The organism is Haloarcula sp. H-hyl6 (assembly GCF_056934455.1).
The window spans coordinates 709,481-729,537 of sequence record NZ_JBRIIK010000002.1 but is presented as its reverse complement, the minus strand read 5'-3'; the positions used below and the strand labels follow the sequence as shown (position 1 = coordinate 729,537).

Sequence of the window (20,057 nt, the reverse complement as noted above, 5' to 3'; positions counted from 1 at the left end):
CCCGGCCGCCGAACCGGTTCACGATGCCACAGGTCGTCGTCCCGGTCCGGTATCCCCTCTCGGAGAACTCGCGAGCGACGCTCGCGGAGGCCGTCAGAGTCGCCGACGAGGAGGATGCGGACCTCACCGTCCTCCACGTGAACCTCTATCAGGGCGGGCACAAAGTCTCCCGGGCACAGTTGAAAAGCGCCGTCGAACGCGAGTTCGGCCACCTGCCGCGGACCCGCTACGTCGTCCGCTCCGGGATGCTCGTCGAGGAGACGATTCTCGACGAGGTAGCGGCACAGGCCGCCGACGTGGTCGTCATCGGGAGCAAGCAAGTCAGCCGCTGGCGGTCGATGATACGCCGTCTCGTGGACGACCCAGACATCGAACACTTCCTGCGCGAGGAACTGGACTGTGACGTCGTCACTGTCAGCCCCGACAGTCAGCCGTCGTCCTACTCGGCCTCGCGGTCCCCGGGGAACTGAGCGTCCGCGCCGGGGCCCTCGACCTCGTTCCGCACGGCGACCTGCATCTCGCCGCTCGTCTCGTCGAAGTACAGGTGCGAGTGGGGATACGCTATCTCGACGTCCGCCGCTTCCAGTGCGTCCCAGACGTTGGTCTGGACCTTCGACCGGGCGGCCAGCAGTTTGTACGGTTCCGTCACCCAGTACCGGAGGGTCAAGCGGACCCCGTGGTCGGCGAACTCGTTGATGTAAGCCGTCGGCGCGGCGGGGTAGCGGGCCGCCCCGACGCGGATGTTCGGTCCGCCCTCGATGACGTTGTCCACGTCCCGGGCGGCGCGTTCGGCCAATTTACGCGCCTCGGGGATGTCGCTCTCGTAGGTGACGATGAGGTCGAGCGAGAGTCGCGTCCGCGGGTCCTCCGCGGAGTAGTTGACGACGTCTCGGTCCCGCATCGACCCGTTCGGGATGACCAGGAAGGTGTTGTCGAGGGTGAAGACCTTCGTGTGCCGGAGGGTGATGTCCTCGACGAACCCGCGCTGGCCCCGGTCGGCCAGTTCTATCATGTCGCCTATCTCGTAGGGTTGGTCGGCAAGCAGGAAGACGCCGGAGATGAAACTCCCGACGATAGGTGCGACGACGACACCCACCACGGCGGAGAAGACGGCCACCGAGAGACCGATATCTCCGATACCCAGCCCGTAGATGCCCATGATGGTCAGCAGGGCGAAGACGTAGACGCCGACCCGGATACCCCGGAGGACCGTCCGGGTCAGACTGGGGCGACGGAACCGCTGTGCGACGCGCCGGCCGAGCAAGCGGACGAGGAGGCGCGAGGCGCCGAACGCGAGTGCGATGACGACGAGCGAGGTCAGCAGTTGGGCGGCCCACACGGGGACTTCGAACGGGAGCCACGAGAACAGGGACTGGGTCGCCTCGGCGGCCGTCGGCGTTGGCGAGTCAGTTCCCGTCGCCTGAAACAACACGACGTGGCCGGGACGCATGGCACAGAGTGAACAGTCCCACGAGAAAAACGTTCCCCTCCCAAACCGATTAGACGGCGGCAGACGAGGAGGAGACCATGGACTCCGCTGGGACTGACCGACCACGCTTCGAGTTGACCGCCGAACTGCCGGACGTCGACACGCTCGTCGTCGGGTTCACGGAGTACGGCCTCGCCGGTCTGACCGCCGTCGACTACCTCGTGGACCAGTTGTCGATGGAGCAGGTCGGCTATCTCGTCGACAGCGGTCCGCCGACCATCACGCCGTTCGAGGACGGCGTCCCGCGCCACCACACGCGCCTGCACGTCCACGAGGCCGCGTCGCTGGCCGTCGTCATCAGCGAACGGTTCGTCCCGTTGCAGGCCGCCGAGTCCTTCGCTGACGCCGTCGACGACGTCTACGCGCAGTTGACGCCGACGAACCTCACCGTCCTCTCGGGCGTCCCCGTCGCCCACGGGCCGGAGGACCACGTCCCGTTCTACATCGCCACGGAGGACTACCGCGAGCGCTACCTCTCCGACACCGACATTCGGCCGATGGGGACGGGGTTCCTCGACGGCGTGACGGCCGAACTGGTCGCCCGCGGCATCGCCGACGACCAGCGTCCGGTCGGCGTGTTCACGACGCCGGCCCACCCGCAGGCCCCGGACGCCGCCGCGGCGATTCGACTGGTCGACGCCCTCTCGACGACCCACGGCGTCGACGTCGACACCGAACCGCTGGCCGAGTTCGCCGCCACCGTCGAGGCGCAGTACCGGGCGCTCGCCGAGCGTATCGAGGCCGCCAACGAGGAGACGATGCCCGACGACAGAATGTACATGTGAACACTCCGTACGCGAACGTATCACTCGGTAGTGAACGGTTGTCAGTGACAGACGTCGCGTTCTTCACTGAATAATTAAACAGATTGCCAACAAATACTTCCGACTCGGGCTCGTGACTCTAGTCGATGACCTCCATCGAAACCCGCCCGATGGACGCCCCCGGCACACAGCGGTCGCGCCCTCGGCGCTCGAAGGGCGTGCTGTTCTGTCCGACCTGCGGTCACGAGAGTCCTATCGGCGGGGACTGGCACGTCGACGGCCGCGGCGACACGGCGACTCGTCGCTGTCCGGACTGCCGAACCGTCCTGAGCGACCGCTAGTACTCCCGTATCCCTTCGTCCGTCACGACTGAATCGAGCAGCGACGTCGGCGTCGCGTCGTAGGCCGGATTGGCCACGTCGAACCCCTCGGCCGGTTCCCTGAGCACCTCCGCCGGCGAGCGGAACTCGTTCTCGAAGGCGAACGCGCCGTCCACGAACTTCGCGTCCGCGCCGACGACGGTCATCGGTACGCCCGTGTCGTCGGCCGCCGTGGCGATGGGGTAGGTGCCGATGCGGTTGTACAGCGTGTCCTCGACGATGCAGTCCATCCCGACCAGCACGCGGTCGCACTCGGACATGAAGTGGCCGGCCGCGCTGTCCACGATGAGCGTCACGTCGACGCCGTCCCGCTCCGCCAGTTTGCGCGCGTTCTTCCGCCCGAGGAACCGGGGACGTGACTCCGTAGCGTACACTTCGAAGGTGTTACCGGCCGCTAGCGCGTCGTCGATGGCCGTCAGCACCGTCGAGGAGAAGTCGTGCGTCAACAGCGTGTCGTCGTCGGCGATGAGGTCCGCCGCCCGCGCCGCCGCGCGGTCCTTCGCCGACTCGACTTCGTCGACGACGGACTCGATGGCCTCGACGGTGACCCGTTTCGCCGTCGACACGTCGTCCGGGTCGGCGTCCCGGACCGACTCGACGATGTCCAACTGGGTGGTGTGCAGCGACGCGTGAGAGGGGTTGGCCCGCCGGAGCGCGTTGCTGTTTCGCTCCAGCGTCCGGAGGTACTCCTCTACTGTCGGGAACTCCCGGTCAGTGAGTGCCCGGAGCGCCTTCGCCGCCTTCACCGCCACTGTCGAGGAACTGTGTGTCTGCATCTCTTCGATTTCCTCGACTGTCTCGTCTATCATGTGGGGGGCTGTGACCCGAACCGATATGTGCTTTCCCCTCACCGACAGCCGAACAGCATTTAACGACGTCAATCCATGTCCCGACAGGATGGGTGGCCGAAGCCTCAGCGACGACACGGTGGGGATGTCCGAGTCGATAGGTGTCGGCGTCCTCATCGCGCTGACCGTCTTCGTGACGGCCATCGTCGGCCTGAACGTAATGGTCGTCGACGAGGACGCCAACGCGGGTCCACAGGCCAACTTCACCTACGACTACGTCGACGACAACGAACTCCTCCTCGTGACCCACAGCCGCGGTGACGCCCTCAGAGCGGGCAGCGTCGAGTTCGAGGGTCCGGGGGGAACCGTCACGTGGGCCGAACTCGCCAACCGGAACAACACGTCGATGGTCGAACCGGGAGACATCACGCAGTTGAGCAGCGGCAACGCCTACGGCCGCCGGGTGAGTGCGCGCGATACGGTCACAATCTACTACAACCGGAGCGGCAACCGAACCAAGCTAGACGAGTGGAGCGGCGGTTGATACCGCTGGCCGTCCGCCTCACCCCTTGATGTTGCAGACGGGGAACGTCCGCGCGACTCTGTCCCCGATACCCAGCGCGTCAGACACCCGGACCACCTCGTCTACGTCCTTGTAGACGCCCGGTGCCTCCTCTGCCACCGTCGCGCCGGACTGGGCCTTCACGTAGACGTGGTCGCGTTCCCGCAGGTCGTCGCGCACGTCCTCGCCCCAGTACTCCTGTTTCGCCTGCGTCCTGCTCATCAACCGGCCGGCACCGTGTGCCGTCGACCCGAACGTCTCCGCCAGCGAGTTCTCGCCGCCGCGGAGGACGTACGACCCCGCGCCCATGCTCCCGGGGATGATGACCGGTTGGCCCACGTCGGCGTAGGCCTCGGGGAGTTCCGGCCTGCCGGCGGGGAACGCGCGGGTCGCCCCCTTCCGGTGGACGTAGAGTTCGCGCTCCTCGCCGTCCACCTCGTGGACCTCCTTCTTCGCGATGTTGTGGGCCACGTCGTACAGCAGTTCGAGGGCCGACCGGTCGACGTCGAAGACCTCGGTGAACACGTCCCGCGTCCGGTGCATGACGAGTTGGCGGTTCACCCACGCGAAGTTGATGGCCCCGCACATCGCCCGGTAGTACTCGTCGGCCAGTTGCGACCCCGCCGGTGCCGCGGCGAGTTCCCTGTCGGGGAGTTGCGCGAGCAAGTCGCCGTGGCGTTGCTCTATCTTCCGGAGGTAATCGGTACAGACCTGGTGGCCGAGGCCGCGGGAGCCACAGTGGATGAGGACGACTATCTGGTCCGGTTCCAGTCCGAACTCCGTCGCTACGTCCTCGCGGTAGACGTCCGTCACGCGCTGGACTTCGAGGAAGTGGTTGCCCGACCCTAGCGACCCGACCTGTGTCTGTCCCCGTTGTTTCGCCTTCTCCGAGACGACGCTGGCGTCGCTCTCGGGGCGGTAGCCCTCGTCCTCGCAGTGTGCCAGGTCCGCCTCGGTGGCGAACCCCTGTTCGAGCGCCCAGTCCATCCCGCGTTCGAGGATGGCGTCGACGTCTTCGAGGGACCCCTCGTAGACGCCGCCGGCACCCAGCCCCGAGGGGATGGCCTCGAACAACCGCTCGACGAGTTCCTCCTCGTGGCCCTGCACGTCCTCGTAGTCGAGCGGCGTCGTCAGCATCCGCACGCCGCAGTTGATGTCGTAGCCGACCGCTCCGGGAGAGATACAGCCGTCCTCCGTGTCGATGCCGGCGACGCCACCGACGGGGAAACCGTACCCCTGATGTCCGTCGGGCATGCACAGCGTGTGCTTGCGGACCCCCGGGAGGTGCGCGGAGTTCTTGAGTTGTTCGAGCGTCTTGTCCTCGCTAATCTCGTCTAGCAACCGTTCGCTCGCGAGGACGCGCGCCGGAACCCGCATCCCCTCGGTCGGCGGAATCTCCCAGACGTACTCTCGGACCCGTTCGAGCGTGACCGAACCAGCCTCGTATGTCACCATGTGTGAACGTCGGGCACGGACGGGCAAATGTGTATGGTCGGACCTCGGTCAGTCGGCGGGCACGACCGGTTCGTCGCCCTCGACCGCCGGGCGTCCGAACCAGTGGTCGAACGAGAGCGGCCCGGCACCCATCGTGAAGACGGCCGAAGCCATCCCGAACAGGGTGATGTGGGCCAGCACCGGGTCGTCCGGCAGACCGAACAGCGTGGTCGTGAACAGGACGAACGACGCCGCGGCCGCCCCGCGGGTGAAGAACCCGGCTATCAGCGCGCAGCCCACGGCGATTTCGGTCACGCCCGCGCCGACCACCCACATCCCGGGGTCCACCGGCACGACGGCGGTGAGGTCGTACTTCTCGACGACCAGCAGGCCGCTCCCCGGGTCCGCGAGTTTCTGGAACAGGCCGAGGTAGACGAAGGAGACGCCCATCCCGACCCGGAGCATCGTCGGGACGTACCGGCGGAACGGGTCGGTCGCGTCGTCGAGGAACGCCTTCAGGTGGTGGACGGGGTCGACGCGACCGTAGTAGGTCCCGTCGGTGCTCGCGACTTCCTGTAACATGTCGTCGGCGCTCGGCCGGCCGCCGCCGACGACGAGCAACGAGAGAAAGCCGGGGACGTACTCCAGCGCGAGGACGACGCCTGGGTCGACCGTCAGCGCCCACGCGTAGGTGAGCAGACCGATTCCGGTGACGATGCGCGTCGCCAACCCGAACAGGATGCAGAAACCGAGACCGATGAACAGCACCCTGACGGCAGGGTTGGCGCTCGGGTCGAACGTGACCGTCGGCGCGAACAGGTACCCCTGAAAGCCGGCCCCGACGAGCGGGAGGCCCACGGCCAGTCGGAGCATCCACGGGACGAGGTCCGCGTAGCCGGCAAGTGTCTCCCGCAGGATGACGATGTCGGCGATAGTCGGCTTGACCCAGAGGTAGGCGGCCAGCCCCACGACGCCCGCGAGCGTCGCACCGCCGAAGAGGGCAGCGTTCAGCGGGTCCGAGAGGACGTCCAGCAAGAAGGCGAGCGCGTCGAGTGCGTCTCCCGGTCCATCCGTGACGTAATCGACGTGTGCGGCGGTCGGTCGACTGAAAAACGCGACCGAGACCACCCACACTACCCCCATCCGTATCGAACGGCGAACCATACCCAAACTTGGGTCAGCAGATACCTAACCCTGTCCGTCTCCCGCCGCGTCGCCGTCGCGTTCGAGTTCCTCCGGCGTGCCGACATCGGTCCCTACGGTCCCCTCCGAGCGCTCGATTTCGTCGGGGTGGTCGCTCTCGTCGCCGATGGTCCCGTCGCCTCGCTCCAGGTCGTCCGGGCTGGCACGCTCGTTTCCGATGGTCCCGTCACCGCGCTCCAAGTCGTCCGGGTGGGTGACGTCCCGACCGAGGTCCGCCTCCCCGATTCGACCCCGAGCGACCCCGTCGGGCGTGTCCGCGTGTTCGGGGTCGATGTCGTCCGTGTAGGCGGCCTCACGGTCGGTGCGGTCCGTCTCCGGCATCGGTTCGCGCATCGCCCCGGACGGCTGGTACTGGGCCTGTGCCGGGTGCCCGGCGCTGGCCGTCGTCGCGCCGGCACCGATGGGCGTCGAGACCGAGCCTTCGCCGATTGCGACGCCGCTGGTCACGATGGAGCGGACTCCCTCCTCTACGGTCATGTCGACGTCGTACACCCTGTCGATTTCGACGTGGATGACGTACCCGCCCATCACCGGGTTGGGGGCCATCGGCATGAACAGCGTCACCATGTCCTCCTTGCCCGTCGCGTCCTCGATGTTCTCGGGCGTGCTGGCCGTGACGAAGGCGACGGTGAACGACCCCTCGGTGGGGTACTCGACGAGGACGACTTGCTTGAAACTCTGTGTATCGCTGTCCAAGAGCATGTCGCTCATCTCGTCGAAACTCGTGTACAGCGAACCGATTCCCGGGAGGCGCTTCATCATCGTGTCGAACGCCGACTCGATGCGGCCGTTGCCCGAGCGCTGTTCGGCCACGAGTCCGATACAGAAGATGCCGACGAAGAGGACGACCAACGCGAGCACCTTCAACAGGAGCGGCGACGTCTCCGAGGGTCGTATCTCCGACCCGGTCATCTGGAAGGTGAAGGCGACTATCGGGTCCAGCACGTTCGACAGGGCGTTGACGATGAAGCCCATGACGAGCAACGTCACCAACAGCGGAATCGTCAGCGCGAAGCCCGTGATGGCTGCCTGCCGGGCCGTCGTCCGAACGGCGGCGGGCGAAACCCGACTGGAGACCCTCCTATCACTCATGCCGACGAACACGACCGGGAGTCGGAAAAAACTGTACCTCAGTGTATCGGGCGGTGGAATTATATTCGTCCCCCTACTACGTGAGTGCCAGTGAGCGTCAACATCGAAACACGAGTCGTCGACCGGGGGAGCGACGAGTACGTGGACGCCGCGTGGCGACTCAAGGAGGGCATCAGAGAGGCGGACGGTGTGCTCCGACAGCGACGCGGGTTCTTCCGGAACGCCTACCGCCGGTCGACGGTCTACCTCTACATCGACCGCTCTGCTGACTGTCTCGTGGGGTTCGCCGCCGTCCGCCGGGACGGGTACATCCTCTTTCTCGCCGTCGACGACGAGTACCGCGGTCACGGGTTCGGAAAACGCCTCGTCGCCCGCGTCGCGGAGGACTACGGCAGCGTCACCTGTCACGCTCGGTCGACGAACGAGGCGGCGCTGGGCTTCTACAAGCACATCGGCTTCGAGATTCGACGCCGCATCGACAACTACTACGAGGACGGCGGCGACGCGTACTACCTCAAACTCGGCGACGAGACCATTACGGACAAACTATCGAAGTTTCTGCGCGGGTAGGAGAACCCTTTTGAACGGGTCCCCCCAACCGAGTCACCGATGGAAGCGCGGACCCTCGAGTATCTCCGTGGCCGTTTCGGCGACCACTACCGTCGCACCTCGATAGCCCCGCCGCCGGCCGCCAACGAGCGCGAGTGGGGGTTCATCCCGTGGACCGAAGGCCCCGGCGAGACGATGGTGCGCCATCGCTCGCTGTTGGACCTCGGAGACGTCGAGGAGTTCCTCGGACGGAAGAAGCCCCGCCACGTCTACTTCTCGGCGGGCCGCTACGACGACCCGAGCGCCTCGACGATGAGCGACAAGGGCTGGCGGTCCTCCGACCTCGTCTTCGACTTGGACGCCGACCACCTCCCCTCGGTCGTCCTCGGCGAGGACTCCTACGCCGAGATGCTTGCCAAGTGCAAGGACGCCCTGCTCAGACTGCTGGACTTTCTGGAGGACGACTTCGGGTTCGAGGACCTGACAGTCGTCTTCTCCGGGGGGCGAGGGTACCACGTCCACGTCCGCGACGATGGCGTCCGCGGCCTCGAACGGGACGCACGCCGCGAAATCGTCGACTACGTCCGCGGCATCGGACTGGAGTTCGAGGAACTGGTCGACGTCGAGACCGTCGCGGGGACCGCCGGTCGGTCGAGTCCCGCCGAGAAGCGGACGCTGACGACCGAAGGCGGGTGGAGTGCGCGCGCGCACCGACACATCCTCTCGGAGGTCGGCGAGTTGCTCGACATGGAGGAGGACGCGGCGCTGGAGCGACTCCAGCGGTACGACGGCATCGGCGAGGGGAAGGCGAACGCCGCGTTGAACGCCGCCCGGAACAACTACGACCAGTTGGCCGCCGGCAACATCGACGTCCACTCGGCGTTCTACCAGATTTCGCAGGTGCTGGTCCACGAGGTGGTGGCGAACGACAACGCCCCCATCGACGAACCGGTGACGACGGACACGAACCGACTCATCCGGTTGCCGGGGAGCCTCCACGGCGGGAGCGGCCTCGAAGTCCAGCGCATCGACCGCGACGCTATCGCCGACTTCGACCCTCTCGTCGACGCCGTCCCCGAGACGTTCCGCGGTCACGACATCACCGTCGAGGTGACCGACGGCGGCGTCGTCGAACTGGGCGGGGATAGTTTTACGGTGGAGGCGGGTAATCAGACAGTACCAGAGCACGTGGGCGTGTTCCTGATGGCCCGCGGCCGTGCGGAGAAGGGGGTAGAATGAAACTCGACGAACTACAATCGGTCCAGTCACGCGAGCGCCAGACCGACCAGCTACAGCAGTTGCGCTCGACGTTCTACGAGGAGGCCGGCCAGTTCGTCAACCAACTCCGCGAGGAGCGAGAGCGCGCGGCCGAGCGCGCAGACGACCCGTTCGACTCCCCCGAGGTCAACCGTCTGACCGACGACATCAAGACGGCCGAACAGACCGTCGAGGCCATCTACGAGCGGCGAGTCGGCAAGATAGTGAAGATGGCCTCGCTCGCGGCGGCGGACATGCCCACCGAGGACGACGGCCTGACCCAGGAGGAACGCCACCTCTTCGAGACGATGGTGAGCGCCATCCAGGAGAACCGCGAGCACGTCCTCGACGTCATCGCGGGCGAGGCGCCCACCGGCGCCGTCGGCGACGGTGAGAGTTCGACGACGCCGAGTCCGTCGGGGACTGACGACGCCAGCATGCCTTCGGCGGACGCCTCACCGGGACCGCCGTCGGACATCGTGCCGGACGCCCCGGAACGGACCGACGGCACCGCGGAGTCGGGCGTCGACGCGGCGGACCTCATGGGTGGTGGCGACGACTCGGCGTCCTCGAAGGACGCACCGCCTGCCGACGAGGAGAGCGGAGCGGCACCTCCCCCACCACCGGACGAACCCGCTCCGGACGGACCCGTGGACGACGCCGCGGCCGCCGACGAACCCAAATCCGCCCCAGCGGGCGAGTCAGAGGACCTACACGCGAGCGACGTCGACCGCAAGACCGTCCGCATCACCGACGACGTGGGCGAAATCTTCGGCGTCGACCAGCGCGAGTACGACCTCTCGACGGACGACGTGGTGACCCTGCCGGCGGACAACGCCGACCCGTTGGTCGAACGCGACGCCGCCGAACCGCTGGAGTAGCGCCCCTTTTCCGCACCGGTCCGGCAACAGTCGACCGGGCGTACCTATACGTCGGCGCCGCACCGAGTGTGAGGCATGACCGCGACACGTACTGCGTCGCTCGGCCGTGATGACCTCCCCGGCGTGCTGGCGGCGATTCTCCTCGTCAACGTCGTCGGGGCGACGCCCGCCGCCCTCGGCGGCCCGGACACCGCGTGGTTCCAGAGCCTCGTCAAGCCAACCATCTACCCGCCGCCGTGGCTGTTCGGTGTCGTCTGGACCACGCTCTTCACTCTCATGGGCGTCGCGCTCTACCTCGTCTGGCGGTCCGAGAGTGGACGGGAGCGGCGTCTCGCACTCGGCCTGTTCGTCGCACAGATGGCGTTCAACGTGGCGTGGACCCCCGTGTTCTTCCGCGCGCGGAACCTCACGCTCGCCCTCGGCGTCATCCTCGTCTTGCTCGCGCTGTTGGTGCCGACCGTCCGAGCGTTCTGGCGGGTCCGTCGCCGGGCCGGCCTCTTGCTCGTGCCGTACCTTCTGTGGGTGGCGTTCGCGGCGGTTCTGAACTACCGCTTCGTCGCGCTGAACTGAGGGGCGACGGGCGGGCGAACTCAGGGCCGTGGCCGTCGGCCCAGTTCGAGTTCGACCGTCCGCGTCTCGCCGTCGCGAACGAGTCGCACGTCAACCGTGTCGCCGGGGCTGGTCTCCAGGGCGAGGAACGTCGCCAGCGCCTGTCGGGTCGGTGTCCGCGTGTCGTCGAGGCGGCGTATCACGTCGCCCCCGACGGGGACTTCGGCGCTTTGGACGGTCCGAACCCCGTCGCTACCCCGCAGGACGCCGTCGGAGGGCGCGCCGTCGACGACGGTGTCGATGTAGACGCCGGAGGCCCGCCGCAGGTCGTTCGCCTCGGCGAGCAACGGAGTCACGCTCTGGAGGGTCACGCCCATGTAGGAGTGGCGGTAGCGCCCGTCTTCGACGAGTGCCGGGACGACGCGCTGTGCGAGTTGCGCCGAGATGGCGAACGCGACGTTGTCCCCGCCGCCGGCGTTGATGACGCCGACCACGTCGCCGTCGAGGTCGACGAGCGGTCCCCCGCTGTTGCCGGGGTTGACCGCGGCGTCGGTCTGGATGGCGTCGGCGATCGAGAAGTTGTTCGCGCCCCGGAGGGTACGGTCGACGCCGCTGACGATACCTTCGGAGACAGACCCCGACAGACCGAACGGGTTGCCGATGGCGACGACTCTGGTGCCGACAGGGGGGTCGCTGTCGAGGAACGAGAGCGGGGAGACACCGTCCGGACGGTTACGGACGCGCAACACGGCGAGGTCGCTGTACACGTCGGTCCCCACCACGGAGACTTCCCGCCACCCGGTGTCGGCAAAGCGGACGTAGAACGCGTCGCCGCCGGAGACGACGTGTTCGTTCGTGACGATGTGTCGGTCGTCGACGAGAAAGCCGCTCCCCTGGGACCCGCGGCCGAGTTGCGAGTAGACGCGGATGGAGACGACGGCGTCCGCGACGTCGCGATAGACGTCGGTGTAGACGCTCCCCTCGGACTGCGTCGGTGCGGACTGCTGGCGCTTCGCGCCGGTCGCGACGTCCGCTTCGGACTGGCTCTCGACTTGCCCCGGCGACTGGCACCCTGCGGCCCCGGCGACGGCGACGCCGACAGCGCCGAGAAACCCCCGGCGCGACAGGCTGTCGTGTGGCATGCGTACCTGTTAGGAGAGCGACCGAATAAAGCCACGGTCGGGGGCACAAGCTACTATATCGGGGCCGCCGAACTTGCGGTATGGCTGACGCATCACGCGACTCGTCTCCCTCACCGGGGTTCGTGCTCCCGGGCATCAGGTGCGCCGTCGAGATGGCGCTGGTCGGTATCGTCGTCGCCCTCCTCGGACTCCCCACCGAGGAGCCGATGGTCCTCGGCGTCGTGTTGCTGTCGGCGCTGGTCGGGATGGTCGTCGTCCTGTTCTGGGCGCTGAACCGACACATGCGCCGCTGGATTCGCTACGCGCAGGGCAAGCCCACGACCCTCGGCGCCTTCGACTGACCGCAACGAGTTGCGGTGTAGTCTTAAGTACGAGCCGAGAGTATTCCAGACCGACTCATGGAACTCACATGGCACGGCCACTCCACGTGGCACGTCAGCGTCGACGACACGGACCTCCTCATCGACCCGTTCTTCGACAACCCGCACACGGACACCGACCCGGAGGAACTGGACCCGGACTACGTCCTGCTGACACACGGGCACGCCGACCACATCGGTGACGTGGACCGCTACGAGGGGACCGGCCTCGTCGCCACGCCGGAACTCGTCGAGTACTGCGAGGACAACTTCGGCGAGTTCGACGCCGTCGGCGGCATGGGGATGAACCTCGGCGGGACCGTCGAAATCGGCGACGCGTTCGTGACGATGCACCGGGCCGACCACACCAACGGCATCGACACCTCCTACGGAACGAGCGGCGGAATGCCCGCCGGCTTCGTCATCTCGGATACGAAGCCCACGCAGGTCAGCGACGCGGAGTCCACGACGTTCTACCACGCCGGGGACACGGGGCTGATGACGGAGATGCGCGAAATCATCGGCCCGTACCTCGAACCGGACGCCGCGGCGCTCCCCGTCGGCGACCACTTCACCATGGGACCGTGGCAGGCCGCCATCGCCGCCGACTGGCTGGACGTCAACTACGCGTTCCCCATGCACTACGACACGTTCCCGCCCATCGAAATCGACACGGACGACTTCGTGAAGGAGGTGAAGGCGACAGGGAGCGACGCCGAAGTGGTCGTCTTAGAGGGCGACGAGACCTTCGAACTGTAACCTCTAGTCCTCTCGTACCCGCACGTCGGCCATCTCTTCGAGCGGTTTCACGACCGCCGCGATGTCCTCGTCCCCGTAGCCGCGGGCACGCGCCGCGCTGAACGCCTCGCGGGCCGCCGCCGTCTGTGAGAGCGGGACGCCGACGTCGCCCGCGCGGTCCAGCGCCAGCGAGAGGTCCTTGTACTGGTAGTCGACGGGGAAGCGCGACTCGAAGTCGGCGGCGGCGATGGCCGCGCCCTTGCCGTCGAACAGCGGACAGTTCAGGCCGCCGCTCCCGACGACGGTCCGCATGTCCGCGACGTCGAGGCCGTTCGCCCGGCCGAAGACGAGCGCCTCTGCGTACGCGTTCATCGCGTTGCCGAGCAGGAGGTTGACGAACAGTTTCATGTTCGTCCCCTGCCCGACCTCGCCACAGTGGACGACCGGGTCACACATCGCCGCCAGCACCGGGCGCACCGACTCGACTACGGCCTCGTCGCCGCCCACGAGGCCGACAAGCGTCCCCTCGCGTGCCGGCCCGACCGTGCCGGAGACCGGCGCGTCGACGAACCGGCCGCCGGCCGCCGCGACCAGTTCGGCGGCGGCGAGCGTCTCCTCGTAGGCGACGGTGCTCATCTGAACCACCGTCGTCTCCGCGTCCACCCCCTCGAGGACCCCGAGGTCGCGTTCGAGTACCTCGGCGACGGCGTCGCCGTCGCTCACCATGAGACAGACCACGTCGGCCCGTCTGGTCAGGTGTTTCGGCGAGTCCGCGACCGAGACGCCCGCTTCGTCGAACGGTTGCTCGCGGTCGGTCGTCCGGTTGTAGACGACGACGTCGAACCCCGCGTCGTCGAGGTTCCACGCCATCGGCGTTCCCATCGCGCCGAGACCGATGAAGCCGACAGTCGTCATACGGAGCACCTTCGTCCGGCGGCGTCTTCAATCCGCTGTCGGTTCTCACTCCCAGGGACACTCTATCAGACAACGTTTAGGTTACCGGGGTGAGAGACCCCGAGTGCTATGGCAGACATCGAAGTCACCAGCACGTGCGAGGAAGGGTACACGGTCGAGAGCGTCATCAACGGCGAGTGGGAACTCGTCGTCGACGCCCTGAGCAACGACGGCCCGTCGGCCAACGAGGTTCTCGCGGCCGACTACGCGTCCTGTTACATCCCGGCGTTCCGCGTCGCCGCAGACCAACACGGCTACGATGACGTGGGTAACATCGAGGTAGACGTCGAGGCGGAACTCGACGACGACGACGACCTCGTCTCGATTTCGTTCCACATGGAGGTCGAAGAGGACCTCGGCGACGACGAACAGGCCATCGTCGAACTCGGCGAGGACATCTGTCACGTCCACTCGGCGCTGCGCGAGGGACTCCACGCCGACATCTCCATCGAGTCCGGCGTCTGAGGCCGTCGACCGACCCGTATTTCTTCGGCGACCGGGAAACGCTCATGGGTGAGGGCCCCGAACGGACGGACATGAGCGACAACGACTGGACGGACCGCATCGCGGGCGAGCGGATGGAAGTGGACCGGTTGTTCAACGACCAAGTCGAGGCCTCCTCGTTCTCCAGCCAGCAGTGGGGACTGGTCATGACGGCCGTCGAGTTCGAGATAGAGGGAGCCGACGACCCCGAGACGGCCCGCATCGTCGCTGACACGTCGAAACTCCCGAGCATCATGCCGGAACTCGACCGCATCGACCAGCAGACGGGGATGGGCCAGCAAGCGGGCGGCGGTGGCGGCGGAGGTGGCCTCTTCTCCGGCGTGAAAGACGCACTCGGACTCGGCGGCGGCGGGTCCGACCAACGGACCGACGAGGCCGCCGAACTGGCCCAGCAGTACGCCGACAAACTACAGGAGAAGCTGGAGTCGAACGGCCGCTGGCAGGCCGTCTGTAAGCAGGCGCAGGCCTAGTACTCGTCCCCGCCGTGGAACAGCGTCAGTTCCTCGGCCTCGTAGATGTTGATGAGTTCGGTCACTACTTCGTCGTAGGACTCGTCTTCGACGCGCAGGTCGTCGAGTCGCTCGATGGTCTCCGCGTCGAGTTCGACGGATGGCATACCAGCCGGTTCCCTTGGCCGCCACTTAACCTTCGGGGCCGTGCAGAAACGAACTCGGACAGTAGTAAAAAATCACAACCGAAAACTGTTAATGTGCGTTCTGGGTAGATTCCCCGTATGCGACCACTGGGAGACTCACCGCTCGTTCGCAACGACAAGACGCTGGTACTGGCCCACGACCACGGCCTCGAACACGGTCCCAAGCAGTTCAGCGGTGTCGAGGAGCGCCTCGACCCCCGTGAAGTGTTCGAGATGGCGACCCACGACGCCGTGACGGCGCTCGCCGTCGGCAAGGGCCTCGCCGAGACGTACTACCCCAGTTACGAGGACGACGTGAACCTCCTCGCCAAACTCAACGGCGGGTCGGACCTCTGGATGGGCGACCCGTACTCCCCGCAGAACTGGTCGGTGGAGTACGCCGCCGAACTCGGTGCCGACGCAATCGGTTACACCATCTACCCCGGCGTGAACCGCGAGACGGACATGTTCGAGGACTTCCGGCCGGTGCAGGAGGCCGCCCGCGACGAAGGCCTCCCCATCGCCATGTGGTCGTACCCGCGCGGACAGGCCGTCAAGGAGCACCGGAGTCGCGACATCATCGCGTACGCGGCCCGCATCGGCCTGGAACTCGGCGCCGACTTCACGAAGGTCAAGTATCCCCGGAGCAAGGAGGCGATGGCTCACGCCGTCGACGCCGCCGCCGACAATCGCGTCCTCCTCTCTGGCGGGTCGAAGACCTCGGACCGCGACTTCCTCGAACTCGTCGCTGACTGCATGGACGTCGGCGTCTCCGGCCTCGCAGTCGGGCGTAACGTCTGGCAGCGCGAGGACCCCTACGACATCCTCGACAAACTCGACGAGGTCGTCTTCGAGGGCGCCAGCGCCGACGACGTCCTGTAGGGATGGACGAGGCAACTCGACGGGCCGTCGCGGAGGCGCGCGAGCAGTTCCCCGACGACGAGGCGCTTCCCGAGGCGGTCGACCGCGGCCGCGTCGTCTTCGGCTTCGACGGGTACCTCGACCGCGTCCGCGAAGTCGTCGCGGACCGGACGGACCCGGAGACGTACGAGCGACTCGCGACGATAGCCCGATTCGGAGAGCGGGTGGAACGGTCCGTCGCCGCCGACAGTTCCCTCACCTTCGAGTGGCTACAGCAGGGCAGTCGGACCGGCGGCCACACCTGCCACCTCGCACGCGCGTTCGGCACGTGGGCGTTCGACCCCGTCCTCGTGGGGATGTACGGCGACCCGGTCCACGAGGCGTTCGGGGCGGAGTTCGGCGAGTACGACCTCAACTCGATGGGAGCGCCCGGCGTCACGGACGCCGTCGAGTTCGACGACGGCAAACTGATGCTGAGCGAAATCGGCGACACGATGCACCTCGACTGGGAGGGCATCGACGAGCGCTTCGGGCACGACAGACTCCTCTCGCGTCTCGACGGTGCGGACCTGTTGGGGATGGGGTACTGGTCCGAGGCCCCGAACCTGCCCGACATCCTCGACGGCCTCTGTGACGTCTGGGGCGACGTCGAATCGCCCCCGGGGAACGTGTTGGTCGACCCCGGCGACGTGCGGAAACTCGACGCGGAACGCCTCCGGGCGGGGCGGAAGGCCATCGGCCGCCTCGACGAAGTGACCGACGTGGTCGTCTCCTCGAACCGCGCGGAGACAGGTGTACTCGCCGACGCCTTCGCCGGCGAGGCGGACCGAACGTTCGAGGCGGCGGCCGAGGCCGTCCACGACGCGCTCGAACCGACCTTGTTCGTCGGCCACGGCGTGGACCGCTCGGTCGTCGTCTCGCCGGACGGGACCCACAGCGTGTCCGTCCCGGCGGTCGACGACCCCGAACTGACGACGAGTTCCGGCGACCACTTCAACGCCGGCCTCGGCCTCGGTCTGGTGAACGACTTCTCGCCGGCGGCGGCCGTCGTCGTCGGCAACACCGTGGCCGGCCACTTCGTCAGGACCGCGGACCAGCCGTCGCTGCGCGAGGTCCGGGCGTTCGTCGACGACTACGGCGAGAAGTTCTGAGTCGGGTCAGGCGTCCAGTTCTCGGACGCGGACCCGGTCTCGTCGCTCGGTCACGTCGTCGAGCGACGGCACCGCCGTCCCGGCCTGTTCGACGAGACGCGAGGAGACGGCGACGCCGTTCTTGAGCGCCGTCGCGTCGTCCGCGCCGCGCTCCAATCCAGCGAGGAACCCGGAGAGGAGCGCGTCGCCCGCACCCACGGTGCCGACGACGTCGATGTCGAGTGCCTCCGCGTGCAACAGCGTAGACCCGGTTGCCAGTACCGCGCCGTCGCCGCCCATCGACGCCAGCACGCGGTCGAACCCGCGGTCGCGGAACGCGGCGGCCGCGCGAGCGCACCCCTCGACCGTGGAGACGTCGGCGCCCGTCGCCTCGCCGAGTTCTTCCCGGTTCGGTTTGCAGAGCGCGTACTGCTCGTCGAGTCGCCGGAGGGCGTCGCCCTCCATGTCCACCACCGTCTCCCAGTCGCCCGCGGCGGCGACGGCGTCGACGTCGTCGAGGGACACGCCCGGCGTGAGACTGCCGCTGACGACGACCCGGTCGGGGTCGTTCGCGCGAACCTGTTCGACGGTGGCGTCGACGGCGTCGCCGTCGACCGTCGGTCCGTCGTGGTTGAGTTTGTACTCGGCGTCCGTGGCCAGTGCGGTGGTGTTCAGGCGCGTCGTCCCCTCGACGTCGACGAAGGCCGTCTCGACACCGTCGGCGTGCAGTTCGTCGCGGATGAACTGGCCGGTGAACCCGCCGAGGATGCCGGTCGCGACACAGGGTGTGTCGAGCGCCGTGAGGTACTGGGCGACGTTGATGCCCTTCCCGGCCGCGTCGAAGCGGGCCGCCGTGGCCCGCATGACACGGTCGGACGCCATCGGTTCGTCGAACTGAATCGTCTGGTCGACTGCTGGGTTGAAGGTGACTGTGACAATCATGTGCTGACTCCTTCGACGACGACGTCGGCCTCGTCGAACGCGGCGGCGAGGGCCGGCAACGGGTCCGCGTCGGTGACGACCATGTCCACGTCGCCTAGGTCCGCGAACGAGACGAAACTCCGCTCGCCGAACTTCGAGGCGTCGGCGACGAGGACCACCCGACCGGCGCGCTCGACCATCTGCCGCTTGACCGCGGCCTCGTCCTCGTTGGGGGTCGAGAGGCCCGCCTCGGCGTCAAGCGCGTTCGTCCCGAGAAAGAGGAGGTCGAAGTTCGTCCGTTCGAGGAACGACTCCGCCGTCGGGCCGACGAGCGCCCGTGTCCGGGCCCGCAACGCCCCGCCGGTGGACTTGACGTCTATCTCCCGGTCGGACAGTTCCATGGCCAGTTCGGGCATGTTGGTCGCCGCGACGTAGCCGCCGTCGGGGGCCGCCCGCGCGACCTCCATCGTGGTCGTCCCCGCGTCGAAGAAGACGACCTGCCCCTCGCGTATCTCGTCGCTGGCGCGGGCCGCGATGGCCTGTTTGGCGTCGAGACGCTCCACCTCGCGCTGGTCGTAGGACCGCTCGGTCCCCACGGACGACGCCGGTACGGCCCCGCCGTGCGAGCGCTCGATGCGCCCCTCTGCCTCAAGGTCGCGGAGGTCGCGCCGGATGGTCGCCTTCGAGAACTCGAGTTCGTCGGCGAGCACCGCGACCGAACAGCCGTCTCGTTCTGTCACTAGCTGGACGATAGTCCGCTTGCGTTCGGCCGGGAGCATACTGTTTTCCGTGATTGTTTCGCTTCGGTTTTACCACTTTCTATCGACTGGTGCGCGTTTGTGCGCGAAAAGAGGGGCGGGTCGAGGACTACAGTTCGTCGACGATGGCCGCCGTGACCTCGTCCGTCGCGGCGTCGCCGCCGAGGTCGGGCGTCCGCGGGCCGGATTCGAGGACGCTCTCGACGGCGTCGCGCACCCGGTCGCCCTCCTCGTCGTAGCCGAGGTGGTCCAGCAGCATCGCCGCCGAGAGGACCATCGCCGAGGGGTTGGCAACGCCCTCGCCGGCGATGTCCGGTGCGGACCCGTGGACGGGTTCGAACAGCGCGTTCTCCGCGCCGACGTTCGCCGACGGGAGCAGTCCGAGGCCCCCGACGAGGCCGGCCGAGAGGTCCGAGAGGACGTCCCCCGCGAGGTTCGGGCAGACGATGACGTCGTACTCCTCCGGCGTCATCACGAGGTGCATGGCGAGCGCGTCCATCAGCGCCGTGTCGTAGTCAGCACCGCGTTCCTCCGCGACTGCCTCCGCGGTTTCGAGGAACAGGCCGTCCGTCTCGCGCATGACGTTGGCCTTGTGCGCGATGGTCACGTCCTCGTAGCCGTTCCGCTTCGCGTAGTCGAAGCCGAACTCGGCGATGTCGCGGGAGGCTTCCTCGGTGACGACGCGGGTGAGCGTCCGGACGCCCTCGGTAATCTCGCTCTCGATGCCAGAGTAGACGCCTTCGGTGTTCTCGCGGATGAACACGATGTCCGTGTCCGGTTGGACGGCGTCGAGGCCGGGGTACGAGCGGGCGGGGCGGACGTTGGCGAACGACCCGACGACGTCGCGCAGGGGGAGGATGACGTCGGCGGCCGTCTCGCCGGCCGCGCCGAACAGCGTCGCGTCCGCGTCGGCGGCGACGTCGCGCGTCTCTTGGGGGAGCGCCTCGCCGGTCTCTGCCTTCACGGCGTCGCCCGCGTCGCCCTCCACGAACTCGAAGTCCACCGTCTCCAGCGTCTCCAGCACCTCGACGGCGGCGGGCGTGACCTCCTGCCCGATACCGTCGCCGGGGATGACCGCAATCTCGTGTGTCATGTGCGCCGAGAGGCG

The 20,057-nt window shown here is 67.4% G+C and carries 25 protein-coding genes; 14 read left to right on the top strand and 11 right to left on the bottom strand.

What is annotated here, in order from left to right; genetic code table 11:
- Positions 1-23 precede the first annotated feature (23 nt).
- On the top strand, positions 24-470 hold the full coding sequence (locus Hhyl6_RS17335; RefSeq protein WP_483740499.1) for a universal stress protein: 447 nt from the start codon (positions 24-26) through the stop codon (positions 468-470).
- On the opposite strand, the gene Hhyl6_RS17330 is transcribed toward Hhyl6_RS17335, so the two are convergent.
- Entirely contained in the window at positions 440-1,450 is a 1,011-nt protein-coding gene (locus Hhyl6_RS17330; RefSeq protein WP_483740498.1) for a mechanosensitive ion channel family protein, read from the bottom strand. The two genes, Hhyl6_RS17335 and Hhyl6_RS17330, sit on opposite strands and share 31 nt — an antisense overlap.
- Before the next feature lie 77 nt (positions 1,451-1,527).
- On the opposite strand from Hhyl6_RS17330, the gene Hhyl6_RS17325 reads away from it, so the two are divergent.
- Both Hhyl6_RS17325 and Hhyl6_RS17320 read left to right on the top strand, forming a co-directional pair.
- Positions 1,528-2,274: a proteasome assembly chaperone family protein gene (locus tag Hhyl6_RS17325; RefSeq protein ID WP_483740497.1), complete on the top strand. Its 747-nt coding sequence runs from the start codon at positions 1,528-1,530 to the stop codon at positions 2,272-2,274.
- Between the two features lie 125 nt (positions 2,275-2,399).
- Positions 2,400-2,594 carry a DUF8106 domain-containing protein gene (locus Hhyl6_RS17320; protein WP_483740496.1) on the top strand — a complete coding sequence of 65 codons (195 nt, stop codon included), beginning with the start codon at positions 2,400-2,402 and terminating at the stop codon, positions 2,592-2,594.
- On the opposite strand, the gene Hhyl6_RS17315 is transcribed toward Hhyl6_RS17320, so the two are convergent.
- Positions 2,591-3,442: an eIF2B alpha/beta/delta subunit family protein gene (locus tag Hhyl6_RS17315; RefSeq protein WP_483740495.1), complete on the bottom strand. Its 852-nt coding sequence runs from the start codon at positions 3,440-3,442 to the stop codon at positions 2,591-2,593. The two genes, Hhyl6_RS17320 and Hhyl6_RS17315, sit on opposite strands and share 4 nt — an antisense overlap.
- An 88-nt stretch (positions 3,443-3,530) precedes the next feature.
- On the opposite strand from Hhyl6_RS17315, the gene Hhyl6_RS17310 reads away from it, so the two are divergent.
- On the top strand, positions 3,531-3,965 hold the full coding sequence (locus Hhyl6_RS17310; RefSeq protein WP_483740494.1) for a type IV pilin domain-containing protein: 435 nt from the start codon (positions 3,531-3,533) through the stop codon (positions 3,963-3,965).
- Between the two features lie 18 nt (positions 3,966-3,983).
- Here the strand turns inward: Hhyl6_RS17310 and Hhyl6_RS17305 are convergent, their stop codons facing one another.
- From Hhyl6_RS17305 to Hhyl6_RS17295, 3 genes are read right to left on the bottom strand one after another with little or no spacing between them, the layout of a single operon-like run.
- Complete coding sequence (locus Hhyl6_RS17305) at positions 3,984-5,438, bottom strand: RtcB family protein (protein WP_483740493.1); 1,455 nt, start codon at positions 5,436-5,438, stop codon at positions 3,984-3,986.
- Positions 5,439-5,486: 48 nt separating this feature from the next.
- Positions 5,487-6,581, bottom strand: coding sequence for a DoxX family protein (locus Hhyl6_RS17300; protein ID WP_483740492.1), 1,095 nt, complete (start codon positions 6,579-6,581; stop codon positions 5,487-5,489).
- A gap of 24 nt (positions 6,582-6,605) precedes the next feature.
- Positions 6,606-7,712, bottom strand: coding sequence for a DUF502 domain-containing protein (locus Hhyl6_RS17295; RefSeq protein ID WP_483740491.1), 1,107 nt, complete (start codon positions 7,710-7,712; stop codon positions 6,606-6,608).
- 90 nt (positions 7,713-7,802) lie between these two features.
- On the opposite strand from Hhyl6_RS17295, the gene Hhyl6_RS17290 reads away from it, so the two are divergent.
- The 4 genes from Hhyl6_RS17290 (at position 7,803) to Hhyl6_RS17275 (ending at position 10,969) form a co-directional block, all read left to right on the top strand.
- Complete coding sequence (locus Hhyl6_RS17290) at positions 7,803-8,282, top strand: GNAT family N-acetyltransferase (RefSeq protein WP_483740490.1); 480 nt, start codon at positions 7,803-7,805, stop codon at positions 8,280-8,282.
- A gap of 39 nt (positions 8,283-8,321) precedes the next feature.
- Positions 8,322-9,500, top strand: coding sequence for a DNA primase small subunit PriS (priS, locus tag Hhyl6_RS17285; protein WP_483740489.1), 1,179 nt, complete (start codon positions 8,322-8,324; stop codon positions 9,498-9,500).
- The gene (locus Hhyl6_RS17280; RefSeq protein ID WP_483740488.1) at positions 9,497-10,399 is read left to right on the top strand and encodes a hypothetical protein; all 903 of its coding nucleotides are present in this window, start codon (positions 9,497-9,499) and stop codon (positions 10,397-10,399) included. The genes priS and Hhyl6_RS17280 overlap by 4 nt, the downstream gene beginning before the upstream one ends.
- Positions 10,400-10,474: 75 nt before the next feature.
- Positions 10,475-10,969 (top strand): TspO/MBR family protein, encoded by a 495-nt coding sequence (locus Hhyl6_RS17275; RefSeq protein ID WP_483740487.1) that lies wholly within the window; start codon positions 10,475-10,477, stop codon positions 10,967-10,969.
- Between the two features lie 20 nt (positions 10,970-10,989).
- Here the strand turns inward: Hhyl6_RS17275 and Hhyl6_RS17270 are convergent, their stop codons facing one another.
- Positions 10,990-12,090, bottom strand: a complete 1,101-nt coding sequence (locus Hhyl6_RS17270; protein WP_483740486.1) for a S1C family serine protease — start codon at positions 12,088-12,090, stop codon at positions 10,990-10,992.
- An 80-nt stretch (positions 12,091-12,170) separates the two neighbouring features.
- Here Hhyl6_RS17270 and Hhyl6_RS17265 point away from each other — a divergent pair, with 80 nt between their 5' ends.
- Positions 12,171-12,431 carry a hypothetical protein gene (locus Hhyl6_RS17265; RefSeq protein ID WP_483740485.1) on the top strand — a complete coding sequence of 87 codons (261 nt, stop codon included), beginning with the start codon at positions 12,171-12,173 and terminating at the stop codon, positions 12,429-12,431.
- 57 nt (positions 12,432-12,488) lie between these two features.
- The gene (locus Hhyl6_RS17260) at positions 12,489-13,208 is read left to right on the top strand and encodes a metal-dependent hydrolase (protein WP_483740484.1); all 720 of its coding nucleotides are present in this window, start codon (positions 12,489-12,491) and stop codon (positions 13,206-13,208) included.
- A gap of 3 nt (positions 13,209-13,211) precedes the next feature.
- Here Hhyl6_RS17260 and Hhyl6_RS17255 read toward each other — a convergent pair whose 3' ends face one another.
- The gene (locus Hhyl6_RS17255; RefSeq protein WP_483740483.1) at positions 13,212-14,111 is read right to left on the bottom strand and encodes an NAD(P)-dependent oxidoreductase; all 900 of its coding nucleotides are present in this window, start codon (positions 14,109-14,111) and stop codon (positions 13,212-13,214) included.
- Positions 14,112-14,210: 99 nt separating this feature from the next.
- Between Hhyl6_RS17255 and Hhyl6_RS17250 the strand changes: the two genes are divergently transcribed.
- Positions 14,211-14,606 carry an OsmC family protein gene (locus Hhyl6_RS17250; RefSeq protein ID WP_483740482.1) on the top strand — a complete coding sequence of 132 codons (396 nt, stop codon included), beginning with the start codon at positions 14,211-14,213 and terminating at the stop codon, positions 14,604-14,606.
- 71 nt (positions 14,607-14,677) lie between these two features.
- A complete protein-coding gene (locus Hhyl6_RS17245; RefSeq protein ID WP_483740481.1) occupies positions 14,678-15,115 on the top strand; it encodes a DUF5799 family protein in 438 nt (145 codons plus the stop codon).
- Here the strand turns inward: Hhyl6_RS17245 and Hhyl6_RS17240 are convergent.
- Positions 15,112-15,261: a DUF7557 family protein gene (locus Hhyl6_RS17240; RefSeq protein WP_483740480.1), complete on the bottom strand. Its 150-nt coding sequence runs from the start codon at positions 15,259-15,261 to the stop codon at positions 15,112-15,114. The two genes, Hhyl6_RS17245 and Hhyl6_RS17240, sit on opposite strands and share 4 nt — an antisense overlap.
- A gap of 117 nt (positions 15,262-15,378) precedes the next feature.
- Between Hhyl6_RS17240 and Hhyl6_RS17235 the strand changes: the two genes are divergently transcribed.
- Together Hhyl6_RS17235 and Hhyl6_RS17230 are read left to right on the top strand one after the other, a co-directional pair.
- Positions 15,379-16,161, top strand: a complete 783-nt coding sequence (locus tag Hhyl6_RS17235) for a class I fructose-bisphosphate aldolase (RefSeq protein WP_483740479.1) — start codon at positions 15,379-15,381, stop codon at positions 16,159-16,161.
- Between the two features lie 2 nt (positions 16,162-16,163).
- Positions 16,164-17,291: a hypothetical protein gene (locus tag Hhyl6_RS17230; RefSeq protein ID WP_483740478.1), complete on the top strand. Its 1,128-nt coding sequence runs from the start codon at positions 16,164-16,166 to the stop codon at positions 17,289-17,291.
- A gap of 6 nt (positions 17,292-17,297) precedes the next feature.
- Here the strand turns inward: Hhyl6_RS17230 and pfkB are convergent, their stop codons facing one another.
- The 3 genes from pfkB to Hhyl6_RS17215 form a co-directional block, all read right to left on the bottom strand.
- Positions 17,298-18,212: a 1-phosphofructokinase gene (gene pfkB, locus Hhyl6_RS17225; RefSeq protein WP_483740477.1), complete on the bottom strand. Its 915-nt coding sequence runs from the start codon at positions 18,210-18,212 to the stop codon at positions 17,298-17,300.
- Complete coding sequence (glpR, locus tag Hhyl6_RS17220) at positions 18,209-18,970, bottom strand: HTH-type transcriptional regulator GlpR (RefSeq protein ID WP_483740476.1); 762 nt, start codon at positions 18,968-18,970, stop codon at positions 18,209-18,211. The genes pfkB and glpR overlap by 4 nt, the downstream gene beginning before the upstream one ends.
- A gap of 88 nt (positions 18,971-19,058) precedes the next feature.
- Positions 19,059-20,042, bottom strand: a complete 984-nt coding sequence (locus Hhyl6_RS17215; RefSeq protein ID WP_483740475.1) for an isocitrate/isopropylmalate dehydrogenase family protein — start codon at positions 20,040-20,042, stop codon at positions 19,059-19,061.
- Between the last annotated feature and the right edge of the window lie 15 nt (positions 20,043-20,057).